The following is a 19,802-nucleotide window of genomic DNA, read 5'->3' as shown; positions in this document are numbered from 1 at the left end:
TCACTTTGCCTCTTCCATCTGGGTGTCGCGCCACCAGCTGCCGATGAGCAGCTCTTTGAATTCCGCGTATGTCCGGTCAAAGGTTTCGCGACCGCGTACATAGGTATCGCGGTTGAAGTCGCGATAGTCTGCTTCATAGATCCCATTCACCTGTTCTCCTGCCTGCCCTACAAGGGCGGTGACATCCTGACGATAGGCGTTCATGAAATCTCCGAAATAGGCTTGGATCACATTCGCCATGTCCGTCTGCTGACTGGCGTCAAAGCGCGTGATCAGCGCCCTTACTACATCCCATTCAAATTTAATTTCCGGCAAACCCGCCGCGCGCTGAGCAACGTTCTCACCATCTTCAATGGAGGCAAAAGTGGAATAGAGCATGTCAAAAAAACGCCCCGTAGAGTCGAATTCCAGAAAGGAAGCGCCCAGTGGCACCAACAGAATATCTGCGGCTGCTAACGCATTGATGGTCAGATATCCAAGCGCGGGAGGCGTGTCGAGAAACACAATATCATACTCCTCCAATATGCCTTCCTGTTCCAGAAAATTGCTCAATGCATCCCATAGCGGCCAGCTGCGTAGCCCCATGCGCCAGACAGGGATCTGGAATTCTGCCCAATAGAGATTGAGCTGTGCACCGATCAGGTCAATATTGGACCAGTGAGTTTTCTGAATGACGTTTCGCGACGAAACCCGCAACGCCTCACTCAACGTCTCATCCAATGGCAGCTGAGCCTCGCCTGCCGCCGCGCGCACAGCGTTCTCCGCAACCACTGATTTGGCATAATCCTTAGCAATCAGTGGAAAAACCGTCGACCATTCGTCCTCAACAGTGCCGCCAAGGATGGAGGTCATCGATCCCTGGCTGTCCAAATCAATTACTAGCACTTTGTAACCATCCAATGCCGCTGACATCGCCAAATGGGCCGCCGTGGATGTCTTGCCAACACCACCTTTGAAATTGGCAACTGCGGTTACCTTGGCGGGTACGCCTTTGGGCCGGTAGGGCAGATATTCCTTGGTAGCGATCCCCTCGGATGCAAAATGCCGCCGTAGCGTAAGGACCTCTTCCAGTGTGAACCATTTGGAACCGCCTTCCCCCTCACCCTGTGGCAGCTCCGGGTTGTTTTTCAACACGCGGCGCAGATGCTGTGGGGCGACAGGGATCAGATAGCGGGTGATTTCCCAGGTCGAAAACTTTCGTAGGCGTTTCTCACCATCGGGAGCATAGCCGCGTCGCGCCAGATCTTCCCGGCCTTTGGTGCACATCGCGGCCGCCTTGGCAAAGCGGGTCGTTTGGATAGGATCTGGCAGTTTGGCGGCCGCCTGCTGTGGATCCAGATTGAAATATGGGGGCAGGGGAGGAGAGGTCATTGGGGTGCTCGATCTCTGTGCATACTCTATGCGTGTTTTGGGCGCGTGTTTTGTATTTTTACCCATATGCAACAGAATAGGGAACATCCTATGCGCTGCATAGACCATATGGACCCGAGCTGTCGTTTTTCCGAGGTCCCTAAAAACACGTGAGGGCAGGTTTCGCCACGAAACGTTCGTGTTTTTCTTTGGAAACTCAAAAATAGATGGCAGCTAAACGTTTATATTTTTTAGAATATTTAGAGTCTTTAGATCCCAAGGTTCGTTTCAATACAGAGCCTTAGATGGTTTTGGGGACCCAAGTACAGGGCGAAAGGGACCTGAATGCAGGATCAAAGGTACCCATAAGCGGGATAAAGAGGCCCCGATAGCAGGGTAAAAGGTGCCGATTCTCAGGATGCACATCTTCCTCCGCTTCGCTCTGATTGGCTGTAATCTAAACCGATGGTAGAGCCGTTAGGCAGTGTTATACAGTCCCTATTGCGCCATTTTTGACACCGATGATCGATTTGACTAATGCGCTGTCACCGCGCGCTCTGGGCGCCTGTGGCGCAACGGGGATACTGTTCGTGCGATCATAGCGCGTTCCTCCGATTCGCTGCAGGCTGGATATTGTGCCGCTTCATCCTGTGTGTGGGTACCTTTCATTTTGGGAGCTGTGACAGGCCTAATTACAGAAAGTCGATCACCGAACCGCAAAGGAACCTAAGACTGTTGTCGCGCAGGTTCCTTTTGTGGCAGTTTGTATCGTAACAAAAGACAGTGAGAACAGGCAGTGATTCCATGGCAGAGCCCAGCTTTGATGACGAGCGGCTGACTGGTGCATTGACGCGTCAAACCGTCAAAAAGAATGTCGCCGCCATCCACATCAGCGGCAAGCTGACATTGCTACAGCGCAAGCTGTCAAATGTACTGTTGCTCAACGCCTATGACACGCTGACCTCAGCGCGCAGCCATACCATCGATGCGCGTACTCTAGCGATGATGGTCGGATATAACTCCAACGACATCGACAGTCTGCGCGCCAGCCTGCGCGCGCTGGCGGAAACAGTTGCTGAATGGGACATGCTGGACGAACAGGGCCATCAAGAGTGGGGGGTTTCGTCGCTGCTCAGTTTTGCCAAGCTGAAGAACGGCGTTTGCGAATATGCATATTCGCCGGAGTTGGCCAAGAAGCTGCATGACCCCAAGATCTTTGCGCTGATTAATGTCAAAATCCAACGTAATTTCAGCTCCGGTCATGGGTTGGCGCTATATGAGAATTGCTATCGATTTGTACGAACTGGCTCCACCGGCTGGTGGGGTTTGGATATCTTTCGCAAACTGATGGGCGTTGATGGCTCCGCGTATTATGAGAGTTTCAAGCATCTCAACGCCAAAATCATCAAGCCGGCGGTGGCTGAGGTCAACAAAAGTTCTGACATCATAATCGAGCCGCAAACCCGTAAGAAGGGGCGCGCGGTTAGTGAGATCCGCTTCCTGATCCGCGAGAACCCTCAGATGGCGATGTTTCAGATCGACGACAGCGATGGGTTACGTCAGCAGCCGGTCTATAGATCGCTGTTAGGGCAGGGCGTATCGGACCGGTTAGCGCGGCAATGGATCACTGAGCACGGGCCAGAGTATGTGCAGCAGAAACTAGACTATGTGGCCGGGCAGGGTGGTGTGAAATCGCGGCTCGGCTATCTGCGCGCCGCGATCGATGGTGACTACAGCCCAGCCGCAGATTCTGACATAAAATTGCCGATGTCGACAGAGGAAGAAGCCCGTATTCGCGCAGCGCAGGCGGCCCGTTATGCTGAAGCCGCCGCCGAATCCGCAGCATTTGAGGCACGTGCCGCAGCTCGACGGGATCGTTCGCGGTATTTGGAGATCGTTGAAACGCTGGTTTCGCGGCGAAACCCGACCCAGCGGGATGCTGACAAGCGTTTGTTCATGACCGGTCTCGATAGCGATTTAGACCGCGAGCATTTCCGTCAGCACGGTTGGCGGTCAGCGTTGAATGCCGGTGCGATCATCGACTTTTGGCAGGAACTGGAGCCAGAAGCGTTTGATAGCCAAGATGGTGGCTAGGCCAGCACCCGGACATATCCCGCGAGCCCGGTTTTTTGGTGTTCAATCACATGGCAGTGGAACGCCCAATCGCCCGGGCTATCGGCAACAAGGGCAACTTCTATAATTTCATCCTTTAGCAGTAGCGCGGTGTCTGTCCAGTTTGACGGCAACGTTCGTTTGTTGGACCTGATCGGGCGGAACACCAGGCCATGCAGATGGATAGGGTGGGCGTTTGGGCTTTCGTTGCGCAGTCGCAGAATGACGCTTTCGCCGCGGTTTAGCACTGCCAAAGGTCCCGCGCCGGGGGTGTCTGGATCCGCAGCGTCACCGGGCCAAGGTTTCCGATTGATCGACCAGAATGTATAGCCGAGCGAGCCGCAATAGCCATTTTGCTGCGCGCCGCCCTCGGGTGTCCAGCCAAAGACCAGATCTTCCATGCGCGCATTTTTCAGATCCGGCTCTGGTACGTCATTGGCGGGTAAGGGAGCCAGCTCAGTTAACGAGCGGTATTGACTAGCACCGGTGGCTCGAACGCGGGCCAGTCGGCGCGGGCCGCCGGGAAAGGCGGTCTTGATGTCTACATAGGCACCTTCAACGGTAGGCATCTGCACCGCGATATCCAGGCGCTGACCGGGTGACAGCAGGGCAGGGGCATCCTCTGTGGGCCAGCCAACCGCCTCGCGAAGCGGATGGCCATCCGCGGCGATTATGTGACCGGATGCGCCAACGACATAGGGTTTGTAGATTCGCGCCGTATCGGTCGCAGCCAAACGCAGCCGGATCAGTCCCCCAGTCGGGGCCTCATAGACCGGGTCATTCTCCCAATTCGCGGTGACAACGGTACCAAAAGTTCCAGAACGTGCGGCCCCGCGTGCCGTCCAAAGTTTCAGCCATTCTCCATTGGATCGCAGTCGGAAATCCCGAAGGTTAAGTGCAATATCAGCATCAAATCCGGGGTCTTCAGCCTCTTCGACAACCAGAACTCCAGTTAGGCCCATCGCCATCTGGTTCATAGTCATGCAATGGGGGTGGTACCAATAGGTGCCCGCGTCCATCGGGGTGAAGTGATAGTCATAGCTTTCGTCTTGGCCGATGGGGAATTGAGTCAGGTAGGGCACCCCATCCATCGTATTATCCAGCCGTATGCCATGCCAATGCATTGCCGTGTAATCCGTTAGTGTATTGGTGACCCGCGCGGCAAATGGTTGGCCCTGAGCTATGCGAACAACCGGCGGCGGTGCGTCCGGGCGCGTGGAGATCAGCCCATCTGTCGGCTGGTCGGCGATTGTATATCGGGCTTGTTGAATCCGGAGAGAAAGCGGCGTGACAGAGGATTGCGGCTTTGCTTTGGCCCTTGCTGGCGTGGTGAGTTGCGCCATCCCTGCACCTAACGGTGTCAACACCCCGGCGGCGCTTGCCAGTTGAATCGCCCGGCGTCGGCTGAGGATGGAAGGTTGATTGCGAAGGGTCATATGGGATCACCGGTGGTGCGTTATCTGTTGTTGGCGGGGTAGAGCGCAGCTATGGACCCAGCTGTTATGGAGCAGGCTAACGGGTTTGTCCTGCGGGGGTAAGATTCGGTAGACGGATTGCGGCTGAATTACCCGGGTTTCCTATCTAATCAGTGATCCACGTGCGTCCCGCAGGACGCTACCGATCTTGCGGAACAGGTCAGCACGCACACTGGTGGGGCGCCAGGCCAGTGTGACACGACGGGGGCAGGCATCGGCAAGCGGGGTCATCACCACGTCTTGACCCGCCGCTACCCCGGCATCAATCGCGAGATCGGGCAAGAGAGTGATGCCCAATCCCTCACTGACCATGGAGATCAGAGTGGAGAGTGAGGTCGCGGCGAAACTTTCATCCTGCTTGATATCCCGTTCGGGAAAGGCACTGAGCGCGTGGCGATGCAAGCAGTGGCCCTGCTCCAACAGCATCAACTGGCGTCCGGCTAGATCCGCGCCACAAACGGTGTCATCGGGGCGCGGCGGAGACTGAGGTACCGTTGGGGGGGCTGCGAGATGATAGCCATCGTCAAACAGATGTAGGGTTTCTAACCCGGAGGTCACATAGGGTTCGGCATAGATCACCAGATCCAATCGTCCACTGTGCACGCCTTCAAGCAATTGCTCGGTTATTTCTTCGCGCAGGTAGAGTTGCAGATCAGGAAAACTGGATTTCAGCGCTGGCATGGCGCGTGGGATCAGGAAAGGGCCGATCGTCGGAATTGCGCCCATCCGTAAGGTGCCGCCTTCAGGTTGAGCCTGCGCTGCGGCGAGTTCCTCAATCTCGCGACTGTCTTGCAACAGCTTGCGCGCACGTTCGACGATTTGGATGCCTACTGGCGTCAGGATTACGCTTCGTTTGGTGCGCTCTGCCAAAGTTACGCCCAACCGATCCTCCAACTCCTTCAGGCCGACGCTGAGGGTGGGCTGGCTGACATAGCATTTCTCGGCCGCGCGGGAGAAGTTAAGCTCATCCGCAACTGCCACGAGAAAACGCAACTGCCGGAGGGTGAGGTTGGTGTTATAGGGTGCGTCTATCATTTCAGGCGTATTAATCTGAATTCGGAAGGGTAAGCAAGTTTTTGTAGCTGGTCGGCCCTTTTGAATCTTGAGTGTGATTGGGGAGCGTCGTTAGGCTGATGCCGAGGTAGTGAGATAAATCTACTGATAGACATAAACTATACATTAGATGGGGATTTATTATTTCCTATTATCACGACCCACTGTTAGCGTCTGCCCCGAGAGATCCGGCCCCAGGCTTTGCCATTTTGGTCAATGCCGGCTCATCATGACCAAGAACCAGGAGAGACAACATGCAGCAAGGTGACGGAAATACAGGCGGGAAATGCCCAGTTCTGCACGGAAGCAACACAAGTACCAGCGCCGGTGTGGCGGACTGGTGGCCGAATGCGCTGAACCTGGACATCCTGCATCAACACGACCGCAAGACCGACCCAATGCCAGAGGGGTTCAATTATCGCGAGGCGGTAAAGTCTCTGGATGTTGATGCGCTTAAGAGCGATTTGACGGCACTGATGACGGACAGCCAGAGCTGGTGGCCCGCCGATTGGGGCAGCTATGCGGGTCTGATGGTTCGGATGGCATGGCACTCTGCCGGGACCTATCGTTTGGCGGATGGCCGGGGTGGCGCAACCACCGGCAACCAGCGCTTTGCACCGCTGAATTCTTGGCCGGACAACGTCAATCTCGACAAGGCGCGGCGGTTGCTGTGGCCGATCAAGCAGAAATACGGCAATGCGCTGTCCTGGGCTGATCTGATCGCGCTGGCGGGCAATATCGCCTATGAATCTGTTGGCCTGCCGACTTATGGGTTTTCCTTTGGTCGTGAGGATATCTGGGCACCGGAAAAAGACGTATATTGGGGCGCAGAGAAAGAATGGCTGGCGGCCGGTCGCTACGAAGACGGCGCGGATCGTGACTCGCTCTCCAACCCCTTGGCCGCGGTGCAGATGGGTCTGATCTATGTGAACCCCGAAGGTGTGGGCGGCAAACCCGATCCCCTGCGCACGGCGCAGGATGTGCGCATCACCTTTGAACGCATGGCGATGAACGATGAGGAAACCGTGGCACTGACAGCGGGTGGTCATACCATCGGCAAGGCGCATGGTAATGGAAGCGAGGATGCGGTAGGCGCCGATCCCGAGGGCGGTAGTTTGGTCGAACAGGGCCTTGGCTGGACCAACAGCAATGGCACCGGTCATGGGCGGGATACCATGTCCAGCGGTATCGAAGGCGCATGGACCACCCATCCGACCAAATGGGACAACGGCTATTTCTACCTGCTGTTTACCTATGACTGGGAGCTGAAGAAGAGCCCGGCAGGTGCCTGGCAGTGGGAACCGATCAACATCAAGGAAGAGGACAAGCCTGTTGATGTAGAGGATCCCTCGATCCGTCTCAATCCGATGATGACAGATGCGGATATGGCGATGATCAAGGACCCGGAATATCGCAAGATTTCCGAACGGTTCTACAAGGATCCGGATTACTTTGCCGCAGTGTTCGCCCGTGCTTGGTTCAAGCTGTTGCACCGTGATATGGGGCCACGCAGCCGCTACATCGGCCCTGAAGCGCCGCAAGAAGATCTGGTCTGGCAGGACAATGTCCCTGCGGGCAGCACCAGCTATGATGTCTCCGCGACAAAGCAGCTGTTGCGTGACTGTGGTGTGTCGCAGGCGGATATGATCACGACAGCTTGGGACAGTGCGCGTACTTTCCGTGGGTCGGATCTACGTGGTGGAGCCAATGGTGCGCGCATTCGGTTGGCGCCGCTGAACGATTGGGCGGGCAACGAACCGGAGCGTCTGGGCCGCGTGTTGAAAGCCTATGAGGTGATTGCTGAGCAGACCGGTGCAAGCCTTGCTGACGTGATCGTACTGGGCGGATCGGTTGGCATCGAAGCAGCGGCAAAAGCGGCTGGTATCACCACCGAGGTGCCGTTTGCACCGGGCCGGGGTGACGCCAGCGACGAGGCCACTGATGCTGCTTCCTTTGCAGCGCTAGAGCCGGTGCATGACGCCTTCCGCAACTATCTGAAGGGCGATTTCGCGGCGAGCGCAGTAGACATGATGCTGGACCGGGCGCAGCTGATGGGTCTGACAGCCAAGGAAATGACCGTACTGCTTGGCGGTATGCGAGCTTTGGGCGTCAACCACGGCGGCAGCAAGCACGGCGTCTTTACTGACCGGGAAGGGGCGTTGAGCACGGATTTCTTCGTCAACCTCCTGGACATGGGCAATGTGTGGAACGCAGCAGGCGCTGAGGTCTATGAAGTTGCTGACCGTCAGAGCGGCAAGGTCAAATGGACCGCTACCAATGTGGATCTGGTGTTTGGCTCCAATTCCATCCTGCGGGCTTATGCCGAAGTCTACGCTCAGGACGACAACCGCGAGAAGTTCGTTCAGGATTTCATCGCAGCTTGGACCAAGGTTATGAACGCAGATCGGTTTGACCTCCACTGATCGGCGCTGACGTAAGCGCGAGCCCCGTCCGGCAGATGATGTCGGGCGGGGCTTTCTTATGTTGTGTCGAATACCCGTGTTGGTTATCCTGCTGCCCGGCCACGTTTCCGGCGCAACCACAGCTCGGCCAACAGCAGGTTCGGGACCCAGCTGACCCAGGCGATGGCTGTATAGGCGGGTTCAAACTGCAATCCTGCCAGAGGTATAATCGGCAAGTAGAGTCTTAGCGTGACCCCGGCCAAGGTCAGTGACGCCGAGCGGATCATCCAATCGCGGTGTGCTACTAACCGTTTCTGCCGTGCCAGCCAGACTGCGCGTGCGGTGATTCCGATCCAAACCACAGCCAGAAGACCAAACCCCAGACCGGCCACCAAGCCCGATTCTGTGCCGATAGCGAGCAAAAGCCCGCCGACACCGGAAATTAGAATGGCTACCGCCGAGATATAGCCTAGCCAGCGATGAAGATGTGGTCGGCGTAGCCGTAGGGCGGTCCAAAGCTGGAAAGGCAGGAGGAACAACACCAACGGCGCCAACCAGACATGGGCAAAGAAAGCCATCGGGCGCTGTAGCGCATGATAGAGCATGTATTCCATGCTTGTCTCTACCCCCAGAAATACGAACCGCCACGAGGCTACGGCAATGGCGAGGCTCAATATCCAGAGCAGTGCTTTCGGCAATCTAGAAAGAAATGGCTTTGATCTGTTCGGCGGTCGGTTGGTGGCATCTGACATGGGGACGTCCTCTGTTAGGCGATGAATTGGCTAAACTTGACAGTGTAAAGTTTGATCGCTCAAACATAAGGTCGGAATCTTGACGCTGTCAAGTTTGCTGGATAAATTGCAGAAATGACCGATCTTCACAGCACTCCTCCTGGTTCACACCATCATGGAAATTTACGTCCTGCCCTGATCGCGGCAGGGATCGAGATCCTTGAGACGGACGGGGTTTCTGGGCTGTCTTTGCGTAAAATCGCCGCGACGGTTGGCGTGTCCCATGCCGCTCCGGCGCATCATTTCAAAGGTAAGACTGGGTTGCTGGTCGCAATCGCGACGGAAGGGTTTCGGGTGTTCTGTACCCTCATGGAACAGCGTCGCGACAGCGCAGGTACGGCACCAAGAGAACAACTGCTCGGGCTTTGTCAGGGTTATCTGGAGTTCGCTGAAACCCATGAAGGGTTGTTCGGTCTGATCTTCTCGACCGAGATCAAAGGTCATGCGGATGAGGATCTGCGCCTTGCGTCAAAGCGGGCGTTTCAATTGCTGGAAGACGTCTGCGCACTGTTTGAGTCAGCGTCAAACCATGCACAAAGCAATGAGATCATGATCTGGTCACTAGTTCATGGCTACGCCACGCTACGCGTTTACAACATGATGCGCTCGCCATCCGGTGGCGAGGTTTTGCCGTTCGAGGCGATTCTGCCACCTTTGATCCCGCGATAAGGCTGAAATCAATCAGGATATCCGCTGGTGCGCGCCATCATCCGCCGATTTTGCAGATGCAGCATTTCAGTGTTTGTAGTCGGTATACGATGGGATTCTATCTTTGATATTTCCATAAAGCTGCTCTGAATATCCTATATTTATTCAGATGAGTGGCAACAATTCGCTCATCCTTACGTTGTGTAACTTTCACAAAACTGCCGCTTGACGGATATTGATCATCATGTAAGTTGCACCAAAACACGTAAAAGGCGAATGAATTTCGTCACTAATAAATCGTAAGTATCTTGCTGAAAGTACCTTTCCGCCATGAATATTATCCTATTTGCGCCCCCAAAAATCCTTTTTCAACATAGTGTTAAAGATTGGTTGGATGCTATCGGGCCCGATGGCGTGATCCTAACATGTGCCAGTGCAAAGGACGAACTTGCACGTCATTTCCCTGAGGGGCTGGATATTCGTGTATTTCAGAATTTCAATGACAGCGCAGAGGTGGAAGTTGCTGCGATCGACATCGCGCAGTCTCTGAAGAATCCGATCTGCGTGGCCCTTGCCGAGATTGATGTTCTGAGGGCTGCGCGGGTGAATGACTATCTTGGAGTGTCAGAGAATGCTGCGACGCAGCTAGAACTCTATCGCGATAAATACGCAATGAAAATTCGCGCTGGGGACGCTGGTTTGCCAGTGAGTGAAATGGCGATTGTCCGCAGCGCCATCGACATTCGCAGCTTCATTGACGAGTCGGGCTATCCGGTTGTGCTGAAACCACGGGACGGGCGTGGGTCGAATGGCGTGTGTGTGATCCGGGATGATGCGGATCTGGCAGGATGGCTGACACAACAGGACGGCTCGACCTTTTACAACACCATGATCGAGCGTTTCGTCGCAGGAGATCATTATATAGTCAACGGATTGTATGTCGCCGGGCGTCCGATTGTGATTTCACCGGTGCGCGTACTGACCTCGGCGTTGGATTTCCTTGGTGGCCGCTCGCATGATCTGCATATGCTTGAGTCAACGACGCTGATGCGGGATCGTCTGGTGGCCTATTCCCGGCGTTTGGTCGAAGAGGTTATGCCGTCACCGCGGACGATGCTATTTCATTTGGAGGTTTTCGTCGGTGCGGATGGAACCATCATTCTGGGAGAGATTGCGTCGCGTCTTGGGGGTGTGTTCTTTAATCAGGAATTGACCGAGGCCTGGGGGCTTGATCCGCGTATGACCTACCTGCGGGCGATGCGTGACCCAGCGTTTGAGAGCACACCGATGCCAAGGGCTATGGTTGAGCCAGAGCGGTTGGTCGGCCAGCTGTGTGTGCCACCGCGTGCAGGTGTATTACGCGCCACGCCGGACAGCTGCCCGTTTGATTTTGTGCGGGCCTATCGGATGAGCGGGGTTGCTGGTCGCGAGTATGGTCAGATGGCCTTTACCAATGCGGAAATCCTGAACGCCATCGTCGAAGGGGAGAGCGAGGCCGAATTGCGCGCTCGATTGCGGCAGCTGGAGGATTGGTTTCACTCTGCCTGTCAGTGGGAGACCAGCGTCGCTGCCTGACCTGCCGCAATCGTCCTGAACCCCTGATGTCCACAAAAGGATCCATCACATGAAGATCGCAGTTCTTGGCGCGGGTTATGCCGGTGTCTCTGTCTTGGAAAACTTGGTTGCCACTCTGCCCGATCTGTCGGTGCTATCCGTAGACGTTTTTGAAAAAAGTCGCAGTTTTGGCCCTGGGGTTGCCTATCAGGAAGATGCCGAGACCAATCTCCTTAATCGACCTTTGAAGCTGATGTATCTGTCTCGGCGTAACGATTTTCGCGATTGGTTGCGACAGACCGGCGCAGCAGAGGCTGCCGCAAATGAGGACGGGTTTCTACAGCGGTCCCTTTTTGGGCGCTTCCTGCAAAGCCGTTTTGACACCTTAAGCGGAGCGGTTCGCGCCGGAGGAGGGCGGGTCCGCATGATTGGCGCCGAGGTTGAGGCAATTGCCCCAAGCCGCCGCCCGGATGCGCTTTATCATCTGGGCTGGGCCGGTAGCGGATCCGACTATGATGCGGTTTACCTGTGCCTGGGCACCAATCTGGAGGCGGATCCCTATGGTTTGTCCGGGACGCCGGGCTACTATCGCTCGCCGTATCCGGCTGCACGCTTGCGCGCTTTAAAAAACCTTCGGGTTGGCATTCTGGGCTGTCGGTTGACGGCCTATGATGTGGCGCTTGGGGTGAACGGTCCGCAGATGCTGATGACCTCGCGCCGGGCAGCGCTGCCAAAGGCGGTCACGGCTTACCGACCTGTTACTCTGCGCTATTTGACAGCGGATGGTCTGGCCGCGCTGCGCAGTGGCAATCACGGCGCGCGGATTTCGCTTTCTGCGGTGATGGATTTGTTCGAAGCCGAGATGCGACATCAGGGGGTCGACGTTAAGTTCGCAGACCTGTTGCGCGGCGTGAATAGTGCTGACAATGATCTTGTGTCCAGCATTTTGGCTGAGACTAATATGCTGATCCCGCAGCTCTGGGCCAGCTTGACCGAACGCGCCAAAGCAGCGTTTCTGCGCCATTTCCACCGTCTATGGTCGAATATGCGTGTGCCTATCTCACGCACCAATGCTGATCGGATAGCAGCCTTGCAAGACAGTGGTGCACTACGCCACCGCAGTGGATTGCGCGATGTGACCGCTCGCAATGGTCACTATCGCATGGTCTTTGCTGATGGGGTCGAGGACGTCGACGCGGTGATCAATGCCACAGGTTTGCAGCGCGGGCTGGATGAGCGAAACCCGCTGATCCGCAGTTTGCTGGACCAGGGTTTTGCAGAGCGTGACGCAACCGGTGGCATCAAAGTGCAGCTGGAGGATTGCAGGGTCGTAACCCGCGACGGGCGGCCATCACCGGGATTGTTTGCGCTGGGTCAGTTGACCTGCGGAACGTTTTACATGGTCAATAATATTGACGTGATCCATCATCAGGCGCGCATTGCCACTGCATCGGGCCTGGCACCGATTGAAACGCTGCGGAGCGTTGGCTGATGGTCAGGAACTTCGCAATCACGTTGGTGCTGGCCTGTGCAGGGTCTGTGCTGGGGTATCTGAGTGGCCTGCCACTCGGGCAACTTCTGGGCGCGGCGGGTCTCGTGCTGGTGGCCTGCCGGTCCGGACTGGCGCTGGCAACACCGCCAGCAGCTATCGTGGTGATCCAGTTGATTTTGGGTGCCAGCGTTGGGGCGCTTCTCAATCCGGAGATGCTGGAAGGTATGGCGGATCTGACGGTATTGGCGGGGCTTCTGATCTGTATGTCTGCGCAGCTTGCCGCTGGGTATACTTGGCTCTATCGGGTGGAGAAATGGAACCGCGCCGAGAGCCTGCTAGGGGCGGTACCGGGCGCTATGGCGGCGGTGATGACCCTGACAGGGGAAGAAGGCAAGACATCCGCTAAGATGGTTTTTGCCCATATGGTGCGGATGATCGCGCTGTTGGTTGCCGTGTTTCTGGTTGCTGGCCCCCAAGAGACCGCGCCGGAAATCGCAGCATTGCCGGGCGAAGGCGATTGGGCCGCGGCGCTAACTGGATACCTGATCTTTCTGCTTCTGGCGGCAGGGGCCTATATCGCCGGTCGTGTGCTGGAACGGTTCGCGATGCCAGCGCCATTTATGGTAACGGGGTTGATCCTCGCGGCGGGCGCTAACCTATGGTTCGGAAGCGACGCAATTATGGTGCCGGAACCGCTGGTGATGTTTGCTATGGCGCTGCTTGGCGGGCTGATCGGGATCCGGCTGAAGGATATCACCCGCGGCGATATTGCCAGTTATCTGCGGGCCGGGTTGATCGTCACCTCGATCACCTTTGGGATCACAGTTGCAATGGCCTCGCTGTTCAGCGTCCTGACCAATCAATCATTTCTGGTGCTGTTCATGTCTTGGGTGCCCGGCGGGGTTGAGGTCATGGTCGCCACTGCGCTGGCGCTTGGGCTGGAGCCTGCCTTTGTGATGCTGAACCACGTGTTGCGTATGTCGGTTCTGCATATCGCGCCAATGTTCATGAACCGGGAGATGTTCAAATCCACGCCAGGCGACATTCAACAGACTTCACATGACGAGGAACGCCATGTCTGAGCTCGCACGTAATATCCTGATGATAGGCGGACGCGATCATACCTTTGTTCGCGTCGGTGAGATGGGGCTTCGCTACAGCGCGATGCAGATCCGTGCCCACCTGACCGATCATCTGTTGGACCACGCCGAGGCGGTGCTGATCACCGATTACGAAGATATCTACAGCAGTATTGCGCTGGCACGTGCTCTGCATCAGAAAACCCCTTTTGATGCGGTGTTTTCCTTCTCTGAATACGGCTTTCTGACAGCCGCCTATATTGCCGAAGCATTGGATATACCCAGTAATTGCCAGGTCCCGACTGTGCAGTTGACACGCAACAAGCGACAGATGCGCGAGGCGTTGCAGGCACATGGGATTGCGGATGTTCCGTTTGCTCAGGTGCGATCGGCGGACGATATCGCGGCGTTTGTGGCGACATATGGCGATTGCATCATCAAACCGGCCGAAGGTGGCGGCAGCGAGGGTGTGTATTTTGTAGATGCAACGACAGATATCGAAACAGCGTTGTCACATGCATTGCAGGTGGGCCGGGAGGAGCTGATAGCGGAGGCGTTTATTCCGGGGCCGGAATACAGCGTTGAGACCATGTCAGTGGCGGGAGAGCACCGCGTGCTGGCAATCACGGAGAAGACCACAAGTGGCGCGCCCTACTTCATAGAAAGCGGCCATGTTCAGCCCGCGGCATTGAGCACTGAGGCGGAGGTCGTGATCACGGCTCGGGTTCAGGTACTGCTGGATGCGGTCGGCTATCAGACTGGCCCTGCACACACCGAGATGAAGCTGAATGACGGGGCGGCCTATGTCATTGAGACACAGACCCGCAATGGCGGTGATCAGATCTGGGAGCTAACGCTGGAGACCACTGGCGCGGATGTGTTCAAGGAGACCTTTGCCGCGATCCTTGGGCTTGAATATTGTGCGCGACCTCCCGCTGCACCGGCGATGGCGATCCGTTATATGCTGGCGCAGGATCAGACGTTGGATGAGATCACCGGCCTGGATAGCGCGGCCAAGGCCGAGGGCGTGGCGCGGGTTCATTCCTCGGCTAAGCCCGGCACACGCTATGACGCTGTGTTGTCCGCAGCATCCCGGGTTGCCTATGTGCTGGCGCGTGGCGACAGCCGGGAGCAGGCGCTGGCCCACGCAGAGGCCGCCGTCGCCCAGATTGAGCTGAGGTGATCTGGCACGATCACACCAGCGCACTTCCCCAACCCCATTTCAATCCACTGTTTCATGACAAGGAGCCAGACCATGGCCATTGCCATTCACGACCCGACTTTGCGCGACGGGAACCATGCCATCGCCCATACTCTCAGCCTTGAGGATATTGCCGCCTACTGCCGGACCGTGGATGGCTGTGGGTTGGATGTGGTCGAGGTAGGACATGGCAATGGGCTGGGGGCGTCTTCGTTGCAGCTGGGCATGGCGAGCCATGCTGACATTGATATGCTGGAGACTGCCCGTGCCAATCTGACCGAAACCAAACTGGGCATTCACGCGATCCCCGGTTTTGCCAAAATTTCCGACATCAAATCAGCTATTGGGGCTGGCGTTGATGTGTTTCGCATTGCGTCTCATTGTACCGAAGGTGATTTGACGCAGAGCTATATTGAATATGCCCGAAGCCAGGACAAATACGTTCAGGGCGTGCTGATGATGACGCATATGGCGCCTTCGGATGTTCTGCTGGCGCAGGCTCAGCGGCAGGTCTCATATGGAGCCAATGCCATCGTTTTGATGGATTCCGCAGGCAATTATGACCCTCGCGACACCAAAGAAAAGATTGGCGTGCTAGCCGCTGAGCTTGGCGTGCCGGTTGGCTTTCATGCTCATAACAACCTTGGGTTGGCGATTGCCAATTCCGTGGCTGCTGCCGAGGCCGGTGCGACGATATTGGATGGCACCATGCGTGGTTTTGGTGCCGGAGCGGGAAATACCCAGCTGGAAGTGCTCTGCGCCGTGTTGGAGCGCTATGGATTTGAAATCGGCACCGATGTCTTTGCACTTTGCGAGGCGGTTGAAACTTTGCCGGATCTGCCGCCGGTACAACGACGCACCATTGTTGGCACTTCAAACCTGATCAGCGGTATTTACGGTGTATGTGCAGGGTTTGAAAAACACGTGACCCGCGCCGCGCAGGAATACGGAGTTGCGCCTCGGTTCATCTATGAAGAGTTATCCCGTTGTAACGCTGTTGCCGGGCAAGAGGATCTGATCATTTCGGCGGCCTCACGCTTGGCCAAGGCGGCGACCGGTACATCCACACAACTGCTCGAAGGAGAGACCGCATGACCCTGAGAACCGCCATTATTGGCAGCGGCAATATCGGCTGCGATGTATTGTGCAAGGTGCAGAGCTCTCCACTACTGGACTGTACGTTGTTTGCCGGACGCAATGCGGCATCGCCGGGCCTGGCGCTTGCGCGTGCTCGGGGCATTCCGGTGGCAGATCGCGGTGCAGATGGATTATTTGCAGCGCTCGACAGCTTTGATCTGGTGTTTGATGCGACATCCTCGGCGGCGCATCAGGCACATGCACCGGCGTTGCAGGCGGCGGGAAAGGTGCTGATCAACCTCACTCCGGCTCCGAATGGCGATCTGTGTGTGCCGTCGCTAAACGGTGATGACTTGGTGCAGGCGGGCAATATCAATATGATAACCTGCGGCGGTCAGGCGTCGATCCCGATTGCACAGGCGATGACAGCGGCCAACCCTGATATTCACTATCTTGAGGTGGTGTCTTCGATCAGCGCCGAAAGTGCGGGACCGGCGACACGGCTGAACCTCAACCACTATATCGAGACAACCGAGGGGGCTCTGACAAAGTTCACGGGATGCTCGCATGTAAAAGCGATCCTGAACATCAATCCGGCCAAGCCAAACGTTTATATGCAAACAGCCATTTCAGCATTGGCAGAACATCACGATCTTGAGGCCACCAAAGGTGCTATTGCCGAGGCCGTGGCACGGCTGCGTGCGGCGGTGCCGGGGTACAGCGTCATTGTTGAGCCGCATGTAACTGGGGACCGGATGTTCACGATGGTGCGGGTCACAGGTGCCGGAGACTATCTGGACCCATCTGCGGGGAATTTGGACATCATAACTGCGGCTGCAACGCGGATGGCTGAGGCTATTGCCCGAGAGCGGGCAAATCAGGGAGCCCATGCGCCTGTTGGTCAGCCGATGGAAAGCGTTGCCTGATGGATATTCTGGATGTCTGCAAATGTGCCGGAGCAATCGCCGATGAGGGACGTCGTGATGCCTGAATTGGCCGATGTGCACCGCGATACGCCGTTTTGCCCGATCCTCGAACTGGCCGGCCGAGTACAGGCCCGACACGATCCGGTTGTAGATTTCGCCATTGGTGTACCCAACTTCACGCCGCCACAACGGGTGTATGATGCTGCGATTGCTGCGGTCCGGGCGGATCAATGCCGCTATGGCTCCAGCCGGGGAGAGGCCGGTCTGATTGCGGCTTACCTCCACTACCTGGAGCAGTTGGGGCTAGATGGTTTCGGTGCAGATAATATCGCCGTGGGGCAGGGCGGTAAGCATCTGCTATACTCGCTGTTTCAGGTGTTGTTTCAACCCGATGATACAGTTGTCATTCCGGCCCCCTGTTGGCCAACCTATTTTGATATTGCGCGGTTGAGCCGAGTAGCTGTGCGCACGCCTTATTGTGGGTTGCATCAGGGTTACAAGCTTGATCCCGAAACGCTGGAGGCCGCCTTGGGCGGACGGCCGAAGGCGCTGGTGTTGAACAACCCATCCAACCCAACGGGGGCGCTGTATAGCAGATCAGAATTGTCTGCTTTGGCTGACGTGCTGCGCCGCCACGATGTCTGGGTCATTACCGACGATGTTTATCAGCGTTTTGTTTATACGGATGAGCCTTGCCCGCATTTACTGGACATTGCGCCAGATCTGGCAGAGCGGATTATCAAAGTAGACAGTATATCGAAACTCTATGGGATGCCGGGTTGGCGTGCGGGTCTACTGGCGGCGCCACCAGAGGTGGCTGGTGCGGTAGCTACGCTGAACAGCAATTCGATCTCCAATATGCCGCCTGCGGTTGCCGCCGCTGCGGCCGAGGCGCTGGCCGGGGATCAAGCATTTTCGGTACGTATGACTGACGGATACCGGGCGCGGCGGGATATCCTGCTGGCGGCTTTTGACAGTGTGCCGCAGATCCGTTGCACGCGTCCTGGCGGAGCATTTTACCTGTTCCCGGATATCTCGCGAGTGTTTGGAACGGTCCACCGTGGGCATATGATTAGCTCCGATGAAGATCTTTGTAAGCTGTTGCTAGAGGACTACGGCGTGGCGGCAGTTCCTGGTCGACATTTTGGTGCACCGGATAATATTCGGCTGTCTTATGCGATCGATGCAGACCAGGTTCGGCAAGGGGCTAGCCAGATCCTGCGGTGTCTGGCAGAGCTGGAGGAGAAGCCTCACCAAACGGCCCAGCCTATCCAACCTATCAAGAAAGCGCAGGCAGCGGAGATGGACGCGGTATCCTGACAACAGCATGGGGGCGGGCCCGTGTCCGGCCTGCCCTCGATGTAATCAATCCAAACGCAGCCGGAAGGCCGCGTAGATCAGCAGCAATACGCAGCAGGTCGCTGACATCATGAATGGCGCACGTAGGGCGAGGTCCCGCCCAAGGTCGTGTTCCAGCAGGGCCACCGCGCCACCACCGGCCAGCGCGCCGAGCGGCATCGAACCCCAGCCAAAGCAACGATAGATGCTGTTGACCCGGCCAAGCAACTCAGATGGGATGCGGCGTTGACGCCAGGAAACGGTGATTACGTTCCAGACCATGGCCGAGGTCATCACACCAAACATGGCCAGTGCCATCACCACGCCGCTGCTGCTGATACCGATTGAGGCATAGCCAACAGCCCAACCTGCAATCGACAGATAAAGACAAAGTTGCACCCCGATCAGGCGGCTAAGCCAGGGTGCAATCAGGCTGCCGGTGACGGCGCCTAGGGCTGCTATCGACAGGACAAATCCGTATTCTGTGGACGACAGCCCAAGCACATCCTGGGCAAACAGAACCTGTACGGCGATGGTCGCGGTTGCGAGGAAATTTGCAATGCCCAGTACGACCGCCAGTCGTAACAACAGACGGTCACTGCGCATAAATGCGATACCTTGCATCAGCGCTTTGCCAAAACTCTGTTGAACCGGTGCGCGCGGCGCCAGGCTGATCAACCACACAAACCCGGCTGCCAGCACCAAAACGATGATATCGAGCCCAAACGGGATCGCGATACCGGTCGCAATCAGCAGACCCGCCAGCGGTGGGCCGATGAATTGACCGGTCAGCTGCTCTGCGGTCCACATCTGGCCATTAGCAGTCTCCAGATCCGAAGTGGCGACGATATCGGGAAGGATGGTCTGGGCGGCGTTATCGCGGATCACCTCGGCCGAACCCAGCACAAAAGCCAGTCCTGCTAGGGCCCAGATGGTTCCTGCAGCTGGCTCACTGAGTGCCAACATCAGGATTGCCAATACGATGACCGCGCGCAGGAGGTCGGCGCGGGCGATCAGTTTGCGCCGGTCAGCCATATCCGCAATGACACCGGCAGGTAGGGCAAAAAACAGCCACGGCAGGCGTCCGACAGCGGCTATTGCTGCAATAGCCGCCGGATCGCGGGTCATCAGCGTGGCAAGCCAGGGCAGCGCCAGTAGGATAAACCCATCGCCTAGATTGGTCAGTGCCCCTGCGGTGAACAGCAGCCGGTAGTTGCGGTTTCGGATCAAAAGGGGTGATGCCATGGAAGCCTCCAGCTGTGCAGCTGCCCTGATGCTAATGCGCGTAGCGATAGGTGTCACGG

General features: G+C 56.7%; 15 protein-coding genes. 10 read left to right on the top strand and 5 right to left on the bottom strand.

The window, feature by feature from the left end:
* Positions 1-1,371: an AAA family ATPase gene (locus ACEWZM_RS19970; protein WP_414008345.1), complete on the bottom strand. Its 1,371-nt coding sequence runs from the start codon at positions 1,369-1,371 to the stop codon at positions 1-3.
* 783 nt (positions 1,372-2,154) lie between these two features.
* Here ACEWZM_RS19970 and ACEWZM_RS19965 point away from each other — a divergent pair.
* Positions 2,155-3,444 (top strand): replication initiation protein, encoded by a 1,290-nt coding sequence (locus tag ACEWZM_RS19965; protein WP_414008344.1) that lies wholly within the window; start codon positions 2,155-2,157, stop codon positions 3,442-3,444.
* Here the strand turns inward: ACEWZM_RS19965 and ACEWZM_RS19960 are convergent.
* Together ACEWZM_RS19960 and ACEWZM_RS19955 are read right to left on the bottom strand one after the other, a co-directional pair.
* A complete protein-coding gene (locus ACEWZM_RS19960; protein WP_414008343.1) occupies positions 3,441-4,898 on the bottom strand; it encodes a multicopper oxidase family protein in 1,458 nt (485 codons plus the stop codon). The genes ACEWZM_RS19965 and ACEWZM_RS19960 overlap by 4 nt on opposite strands.
* A gap of 141 nt (positions 4,899-5,039) precedes the next feature.
* Positions 5,040-5,972 (bottom strand): LysR substrate-binding domain-containing protein, encoded by a 933-nt coding sequence (locus tag ACEWZM_RS19955; RefSeq protein ID WP_414008342.1) that lies wholly within the window; start codon positions 5,970-5,972, stop codon positions 5,040-5,042.
* Between the two features lie 272 nt (positions 5,973-6,244).
* Between ACEWZM_RS19955 and katG the strand changes: the two genes are divergently transcribed.
* On the top strand, positions 6,245-8,413 hold the full coding sequence (katG, locus tag ACEWZM_RS19950) for a catalase/peroxidase HPI (protein ID WP_414008341.1): 2,169 nt from the start codon (positions 6,245-6,247) through the stop codon (positions 8,411-8,413).
* Between the two features lie 83 nt (positions 8,414-8,496).
* Here the strand turns inward: katG and ACEWZM_RS19945 are convergent, their stop codons facing one another.
* On the bottom strand, positions 8,497-9,006 hold the full coding sequence (locus ACEWZM_RS19945; protein ID WP_414008340.1) for a DUF2306 domain-containing protein: 510 nt from the start codon (positions 9,004-9,006) through the stop codon (positions 8,497-8,499).
* Between the two features lie 252 nt (positions 9,007-9,258).
* On the opposite strand from ACEWZM_RS19945, the gene ACEWZM_RS19940 reads away from it, so the two are divergent.
* From ACEWZM_RS19940 to ACEWZM_RS19905, 8 genes are all read left to right on the top strand, one after another.
* Positions 9,259-9,852, top strand: a complete 594-nt coding sequence (locus tag ACEWZM_RS19940; RefSeq protein ID WP_414008339.1) for a TetR/AcrR family transcriptional regulator — start codon at positions 9,259-9,261, stop codon at positions 9,850-9,852.
* A gap of 309 nt (positions 9,853-10,161) precedes the next feature.
* Positions 10,162-11,406, top strand: a complete 1,245-nt coding sequence (locus ACEWZM_RS19935; RefSeq protein WP_414008338.1) for an ATP-grasp domain-containing protein — start codon at positions 10,162-10,164, stop codon at positions 11,404-11,406.
* Positions 11,407-11,455: 49 nt separating this feature from the next.
* Positions 11,456-12,877, top strand: a complete 1,422-nt coding sequence (locus tag ACEWZM_RS19930; RefSeq protein WP_414008337.1) for an FAD/NAD(P)-binding protein — start codon at positions 11,456-11,458, stop codon at positions 12,875-12,877.
* A complete protein-coding gene (locus ACEWZM_RS19925; RefSeq protein ID WP_414008336.1) occupies positions 12,877-13,959 on the top strand; it encodes an AbrB family transcriptional regulator in 1,083 nt (360 codons plus the stop codon). Before ACEWZM_RS19930 ends, ACEWZM_RS19925 begins: the two co-directional genes overlap by 1 nt.
* Positions 13,952-15,139, top strand: coding sequence for an ATP-grasp domain-containing protein (locus ACEWZM_RS19920; RefSeq protein ID WP_414008335.1), 1,188 nt, complete (start codon positions 13,952-13,954; stop codon positions 15,137-15,139). The genes ACEWZM_RS19925 and ACEWZM_RS19920 overlap by 8 nt, the downstream gene beginning before the upstream one ends.
* A gap of 72 nt (positions 15,140-15,211) precedes the next feature.
* Positions 15,212-16,252 (top strand): 4-hydroxy-2-oxovalerate aldolase, encoded by a 1,041-nt coding sequence (dmpG, locus tag ACEWZM_RS19915; protein WP_414008334.1) that lies wholly within the window; start codon positions 15,212-15,214, stop codon positions 16,250-16,252.
* Entirely contained in the window at positions 16,249-17,160 is a 912-nt protein-coding gene (locus ACEWZM_RS19910) for an acetaldehyde dehydrogenase (acetylating) (protein WP_414008333.1), read from the top strand. Before dmpG ends, ACEWZM_RS19910 begins: the two co-directional genes overlap by 4 nt.
* A 12-nt stretch (positions 17,161-17,172) precedes the next feature.
* Entirely contained in the window at positions 17,173-18,480 is a 1,308-nt protein-coding gene (locus ACEWZM_RS19905; RefSeq protein ID WP_414008332.1) for an aminotransferase class I/II-fold pyridoxal phosphate-dependent enzyme, read from the top strand.
* Positions 18,481-18,525: 45 nt separating this feature from the next.
* Here ACEWZM_RS19905 and ACEWZM_RS19900 read toward each other — a convergent pair whose 3' ends face one another.
* Positions 18,526-19,743, bottom strand: a complete 1,218-nt coding sequence (locus ACEWZM_RS19900) for an MFS transporter (protein WP_414008331.1) — start codon at positions 19,741-19,743, stop codon at positions 18,526-18,528.
* Between the last annotated feature and the right edge of the window lie 59 nt (positions 19,744-19,802).

Origin of the sequence: Phaeobacter cretensis (genome assembly GCF_047372505.1) — a bacterium.
GTDB lineage: Bacteria > Pseudomonadota > Alphaproteobacteria > Rhodobacterales > Rhodobacteraceae > Phaeobacter > Phaeobacter cretensis.
The sequence above is the reverse complement of the archived record's forward strand: the minus strand, read 5'-3'. Positions and strand labels throughout refer to the sequence as shown.

Excerpts from the sequence above, each read along its gene's own strand:
- ACEWZM_RS19970 (WP_414008345.1), bottom strand. The coding sequence starts at position 1,371 with ATGACCTCTCCTCCCCTGCCCCCATATTTCAATCTGGATCCACAGCAG.
- ACEWZM_RS19965 (WP_414008344.1), top strand. The coding sequence starts at position 2,155 with ATGGCAGAGCCCAGCTTTGATGACGAGCGGCTGACTGGTGCATTGACG.
- ACEWZM_RS19960 (WP_414008343.1), bottom strand. The coding sequence starts at position 4,898 with ATGACCCTTCGCAATCAACCTTCCATCCTCAGCCGACGCCGGGCGATT.
- ACEWZM_RS19955 (WP_414008342.1), bottom strand. The coding sequence starts at position 5,972 with ATGATAGACGCACCCTATAACACCAACCTCACCCTCCGGCAGTTGCGT.
- katG (WP_414008341.1), top strand. The coding sequence starts at position 6,245 with ATGCAGCAAGGTGACGGAAATACAGGCGGGAAATGCCCAGTTCTGCAC.
- ACEWZM_RS19945 (WP_414008340.1), bottom strand. The coding sequence starts at position 9,006 with ATGGAATACATGCTCTATCATGCGCTACAGCGCCCGATGGCTTTCTTT.
- ACEWZM_RS19940 (WP_414008339.1), top strand. The coding sequence starts at position 9,259 with ATGACCGATCTTCACAGCACTCCTCCTGGTTCACACCATCATGGAAAT.
- ACEWZM_RS19935 (WP_414008338.1), top strand. The coding sequence starts at position 10,162 with ATGAATATTATCCTATTTGCGCCCCCAAAAATCCTTTTTCAACATAGT.
- ACEWZM_RS19930 (WP_414008337.1), top strand. The coding sequence starts at position 11,456 with ATGAAGATCGCAGTTCTTGGCGCGGGTTATGCCGGTGTCTCTGTCTTG.
- ACEWZM_RS19925 (WP_414008336.1), top strand. The coding sequence starts at position 12,877 with ATGGTCAGGAACTTCGCAATCACGTTGGTGCTGGCCTGTGCAGGGTCT.
- ACEWZM_RS19920 (WP_414008335.1), top strand. The coding sequence starts at position 13,952 with ATGTCTGAGCTCGCACGTAATATCCTGATGATAGGCGGACGCGATCAT.
- dmpG (WP_414008334.1), top strand. The coding sequence starts at position 15,212 with ATGGCCATTGCCATTCACGACCCGACTTTGCGCGACGGGAACCATGCC.
- ACEWZM_RS19910 (WP_414008333.1), top strand. The coding sequence starts at position 16,249 with ATGACCCTGAGAACCGCCATTATTGGCAGCGGCAATATCGGCTGCGAT.
- ACEWZM_RS19905 (WP_414008332.1), top strand. The coding sequence starts at position 17,173 with ATGTCTGCAAATGTGCCGGAGCAATCGCCGATGAGGGACGTCGTGATG.
- ACEWZM_RS19900 (WP_414008331.1), bottom strand. The coding sequence starts at position 19,743 with ATGGCATCACCCCTTTTGATCCGAAACCGCAACTACCGGCTGCTGTTC.